At 32.1% G+C, this 5,106-nt stretch carries 7 protein-coding genes; 3 read left to right on the forward strand and 4 right to left on the reverse strand.

Annotated elements, in window-relative coordinates:
• The 3 genes from ACHZC3_RS03185 to mraZ all read right to left on the reverse strand — a co-directional run.
• The coding region (locus ACHZC3_RS03185; protein WP_394758432.1) for an FtsL-like putative cell division protein at positions 1-289 on the reverse strand (289 nt) is incomplete at its 3' end.
• A 17-nt stretch (positions 290-306) separates the two neighbouring features.
• Complete coding sequence (rsmH, locus tag ACHZC3_RS03190) at positions 307-1,215, reverse strand: 16S rRNA (cytosine(1402)-N(4))-methyltransferase RsmH (RefSeq protein ID WP_394758433.1); 909 nt, start codon at positions 1,213-1,215, stop codon at positions 307-309.
• Positions 1,190-1,663, reverse strand: a complete 474-nt coding sequence (gene mraZ, locus ACHZC3_RS03195; RefSeq protein ID WP_394758434.1) for a division/cell wall cluster transcriptional repressor MraZ — start codon at positions 1,661-1,663, stop codon at positions 1,190-1,192. The genes rsmH and mraZ overlap by 26 nt, the downstream gene beginning before the upstream one ends.
• A gap of 222 nt (positions 1,664-1,885) precedes the next feature.
• Between mraZ and ACHZC3_RS03200 the strand changes: the two genes are divergently transcribed.
• Both ACHZC3_RS03200 and yihA read left to right on the forward strand, forming a co-directional pair.
• Positions 1,886-2,650 carry an alpha/beta fold hydrolase gene (locus ACHZC3_RS03200; RefSeq protein WP_394758435.1) on the forward strand — a complete coding sequence of 255 codons (765 nt, stop codon included), beginning with the start codon at positions 1,886-1,888 and terminating at the stop codon, positions 2,648-2,650.
• A 59-nt stretch (positions 2,651-2,709) separates the two neighbouring features.
• A complete protein-coding gene (gene yihA / locus ACHZC3_RS03205) occupies positions 2,710-3,327 on the forward strand; it encodes a ribosome biogenesis GTP-binding protein YihA/YsxC (RefSeq protein WP_394758436.1) in 618 nt (205 codons plus the stop codon).
• Here yihA and ACHZC3_RS03210 read toward each other — a convergent pair.
• Positions 3,324-3,569 carry a helix-turn-helix domain-containing protein gene (locus ACHZC3_RS03210; RefSeq protein WP_394758437.1) on the reverse strand — a complete coding sequence of 82 codons (246 nt, stop codon included), beginning with the start codon at positions 3,567-3,569 and terminating at the stop codon, positions 3,324-3,326. The two genes, yihA and ACHZC3_RS03210, sit on opposite strands and share 4 nt — an antisense overlap.
• A 218-nt stretch (positions 3,570-3,787) precedes the next feature.
• Between ACHZC3_RS03210 and ACHZC3_RS03215 the strand changes: the two genes are divergently transcribed.
• Positions 3,788-5,106, forward strand: a 1,319-nt coding sequence (locus ACHZC3_RS03215; RefSeq protein WP_394758438.1) for a hypothetical protein, incomplete at its 3' end; no start/stop codon positions are given.

A 5,106-nucleotide genomic window follows, 5' to 3' on the forward strand; every position in this document is an offset into this window, starting at 1 on the left:
TTGGAGGAACAGAAGAAGGAAAAATTTCTTTTGCAATCATTTTCTCAGCTACTGTCGATTCCATTTTTATTTTCATTAATTCAGAACGGCGGTCTACAAATTCTGAACGCAATTCTTTAACTTCATTTGTTAAATCTGTTATTTGGTATATTTTTTTTTCGTAATTATGAGTATTTGCAATCATAATTATAGCAAGTAAAATCAAAAAAATAATGAATTGCCAGTTTTTGACTCCATCTTCATTAACTAAGAATTTTGCTTTTAATATGTTGTAAATTCCGTATTTCATTTTTTACTTTAAAATATTTACTTCTTCTCTGCTATTCTTAATTTTGCACTTCGGGCACGATTGTTAATTTTTATTTCTTCAGCCGAAGGAATAATCATTTTTCCAATTAATTTGAAAGGAACTTCAAATCGTCCGAAAAAATCTTTTTCAGGTTCTCCTTCAAACAAAGCGTTTTTCATAAATCTTTTTACCAATCTATCTTCTAACGAGTGATAAGAAATAACACTTAATCTTCCCTCTGGATTTAAAATTTCTAGTGATTGTTCTAAAAACTCTTTCAGAACATCCATTTCTTGATTTACTTCAATACGAATAGATTGATATATTTGCGCTAGAATTTTATGCGCTTTATTGTTTGGTAAAAACCGCGCCAGAACTTGTTTTAAATCTTCAGTATTTACTATTTTTTCTTTCTCACGAGCCTCAATAATTGCTCGCGCAATCGCTATAGCATTTCCTAATTCTCCATATTCTGAAAAAATACGCTTCAAATTTGCTTCGTCATATTCATTCACAATATTAAAAGCTGTTAAATCATTTTTCTTACTCATTCTCATATCCAATTCGGCATCAAAACGAGTAGAAAAACCTCTTTCAGGAACATCAAACTGATGAGAAGAAACCCCTAAATCAGCCAAAATCCCATCGACTTTCTTAATTCCGTTGAAACGTAAAAACCTTTTTATGTATCTAAAATTTTCTTGTATTAATGTAAATCTTTCGTCAGGTAAAGCGTTTTCCCAAGCATCTTCATCTTGATCGAAACCAAATAGTTTCCCATCAGGCCCAAGTCTTGATAAAATTTCTTTCGAATGTCCGCCACCACCAAAAGTCACATCTACATACACTCCGTCAGGTTTAATGTTTAAACCATCGACCGTTTCTTTTAGCAAAACTGGATTATGATATTCCATTGTCATCGTCATTTACGTTACCCATTACATCCTCTGCCAAATCTGCAAAATCTCCAACCGAATCATCAATTGCTTTTTCGTATAAATCTTTGTCCCAAATCTCAATAATGTTTACTGCCGACGACAGTACGATATCTTTTGAAACTGAAGCAAAAACCGCCAAATCTTTTGGTATTAATAATCTCCCAGTTGCATCTATTTCTATCATTCGAACTCCAGCCGTGAAACGACGAATAAAATCATTATTCTTTTTTACAAAGCGATTTAGTTTATTGATTTTTTGCATCATCAAATTCCATTCTTGCATTGGATACAATTCCAAACACTGCTGAAAAACAGAACGCTTGAGCACAAAGCCTTCTTGCAAAGCTTCGCTCAATTGCTTCTTCAAAGGATTAGGCAACATGAGCCTTCCTTTAGAATCAACCTTACATTCATATGTTCCTACAATGGTATTCAAGCAGTTATGTTTTAATTTGATATTGAGCAAATATAAAAAAATATTTACCACATTTTACCACAAAATACCACTTTGTTGATAAGTTTTACATTTTTTAACAACTAACAAATGTAAAATCAAGGCAATTGACTTATTAACAAAAAAATAAGTTACAGAAAACAACAATTCATTTTTCGTATTTAAATCTTATATTTGCACACATTAAAGACAAAACGAATAACGGTGGACAATTTAAAAAAAGACGGTAAATACGAATATTTTGAAGCAGGGGAAGGAACTCCGATTATAATTTTACACGGACTAATGGGCGGTTTAAGCAATTTTGATGCTGTTGCCAATTATTTCCCTAAAAAAGGATACAAAGTAGTTATTCCGCAATTGCCATTATACACTCAAAATATACTAAAAACTAACGTTAAAGCATTTTCTAGATACGTAAAAGACTTTATTACTTTCAAAGGTTTTGATAGAGTAATTTTAGTGGGAAATTCATTGGGCGGACATATTGCATTATACTTTACAAAAATGTACCCAGAGAGAGTTTCTGGATTAGTAATTACAGGAAGCTCAGGGCTTTACGAGAGTGCTATGGGAGACAGTTACCCTAAACGTGGTGATTACGAATACATTAAGAAAAAAGCGGAAGGTGTTTTTTATAACCCTGCTATAGCTACAAAAGAAATTGTTGATGAAGTTTACGCAACAGTAAACGACAGAATAAAACTGATAAAAACATTAACTATCGCAAAAAGTGCTATTCGTCATAACATGGCTAAGGATTTACCAAAAATGCATGTTCCTACTGGAATTATTTGGGGAAGAAACGATAATGTTACACCACCAGATGTCGCTGAAGAATTTCATAGATTACTACCAAATTCTACCCTATACTGGATTGAAGAATGTGGACATGCTGCTATGATGGAACATCCTGATGAGTTTAATCGCTTGCTTGATGAATGGTTAACTACAAAGGCCGAACATTAAAAACTGCCTTAGTCTTTAAAAAAATAATCATACCGCTATTTTAGCGTAAAACATATTAAATGAAAATTAATACTGCCGAATTTATTATAAGTAATTCTATTGTGAGTTTGTGTCCGCAAGAACGCTTACCAGAGTATGCTTTTATTGGACGATCTAATGTTGGAAAATCATCGTTAATAAACATGTTGACCAATCACAAAAGTTTGGCAAAAACCTCTGGAAGACCAGGAAAAACGCAATTAATAAATCATTTTAAGATAAACAACAACTGGTTTCTTGTCGATTTACCAGGTTATGGTTATGCTAAAGTTTCTAAAAAAACAAAAGAAGTATTTCAGCAATTTATAACCGATTATTTTGAGAAAAGAGAACAGTTAGTTTGTGCTTTTGTATTGATAGACATTCGTCACGAGGCACAAAAAATAGATTTAGAATTTATCACTTACCTTGGCGAAATAGAATTACCTTTTTGTATTGTCTTTACTAAAGCTGACAAAATTAGCAAAGGAAAAGTAGACCAACACGTTGCTGCTTATCGCAAAGCTTTACTTGCCAACAATTGGGCAGAAATGCCACACCACTTTGTAACTTCTGCAACGGAACACACAGGAAAAGAAAGTCTTTTAAGTTATATAGATGAAGTAAATCAGGAGATTTTTAAGGAGAATGGATTTTAGAAATCGAACATTTCTTTTAAATTAACGTCTAATGTTTTAGACAAATTTTTTGCGTTTGCAATAGTAGTGTTAATTAACCCTCTCTCTATTCTACTAATTTGCGAAATTTCAATATTTGATTCAAATGCCAACTGAGCTTGAGAAAATCCTTTTTCTTTTCTAAGCTTTTTGAGTCTTCTTCCAAACTCTTTTAAAAATATTTTATCAATTTCTATAGGCACATACAAATTTGTGCCATTCATAAAATTATTTTTAGGCACGAATGCCTATTTTTAAAATATTTTCATATCTTTCGAAAGAATAAAACAACAAAACTTTAACAAAGTCTATGGTAAAACCGTAAAATCGTTTTAACTAAACATCTTATTCTTGCTCAGAATAAAAAATTTTACATCTTGTCCCAACCTTTTGCATGATTTTATTCTCTTACTATATTCAAACCTTTAACAAAACAAACTAAATGAAACAAAAACTCAAGAAATTAAAATCACTATTTGCAATTACCCTGACAGGATTATTGCTTTTTAGTTGTCAAGAAGAATTTACCAACAAGCCATTGAATGAAAATGGACTTATTGTTCAAAAAATATCATTAAAGGAGGTAAATTCACCTTATTTAAATCAAAAAATCTTGTTAACAGCAAACGATATAAAAAGCAGAAATCTAAAGTCTAAAAATAATGCTTTAGACAAAATGGTTTATGATTCGATAAACAATTTCTACTTTGATGATGAAAACGGAATATATATTAATGACGGAATTAAAAATTCCTATACATTCGAGATGGTTCGTCCTGATGGTAATGGAAAATTAGAAAACTTAGTATTTGCATCAAAACCTGATGGAACTTACAGTATTTATTTTGTAAAATATGATTTTACTGAAACAGAATTGGTAGGTTTAAGTCCAGAAGAAATTGAAAATAGCTCTAAGGAATTTTACGAAGTAAATCTAAATAATAGTGAATCAACTTTAACCTCAAAATGTAGTGCTGTTGTCCTTTGTTATACAAGCCCAAGAGATGATGGTGCAGTTGATGGACCTAACCAGATATGCACATATGAATTAAATGGATGTGGTGGTGACATATCTAGCGGAGGAGCGGGAACAAGTGGTACAGCAACAGGAGGAACTAGCCCTGGGACAAGCGGAGGGGTTATTACTGGACCAGTTCGCGGTAGCGGCTCAGTTTTAGAGGTGCTTCCAAATCCTTGTGATAAATTAAAAAAACTTTTTGATCCAACTAAAGGAAATATAAAACCAACTATTCTAAATAATCTTCGTCCAAACATTGCTATAAATCCATCAGGAGAAGCGGGAGCTACATTAGCAATGAGTCCAACTGGAGCTTCTACAAATACAACAATCCCTGCAACTACAGCAAATAGCGTAGGTATACCAACTGGTTCAAATTCTTATAGTGGCATACATACGCATCCATTAGACACGTATCCTATGTTTTCTTGGAGCGATGTCTATACGTTATACCAAATGAATAACAATTTAGCTAGTTATAATGAAGGAATGGCAAGCTATTTGTTAGTTTGTCAAGATGACAATGGGGTTTTTCAAACATACGCCATTGTAATTGATGAAATTGCTATTAATAATATAGAAAATGTTTTAAACAGTCCAGAAAATAATGGCTGTACACATGATGAAGTTGCGCTAAATATGAATGCAAATTTTGAAAAAAAATATGCAAAGGCTGATGCATTAGACAACAATTATGAAAGAGCGTTTTTGCAACAAATGTTTGGATATAATGTATCTTTGTA

The sequence above is a fragment of the Flavobacterium sp. genome (genome assembly GCF_043720215.1).
GTDB lineage: Bacteria > Bacteroidota > Bacteroidia > Flavobacteriales > Flavobacteriaceae > Flavobacterium.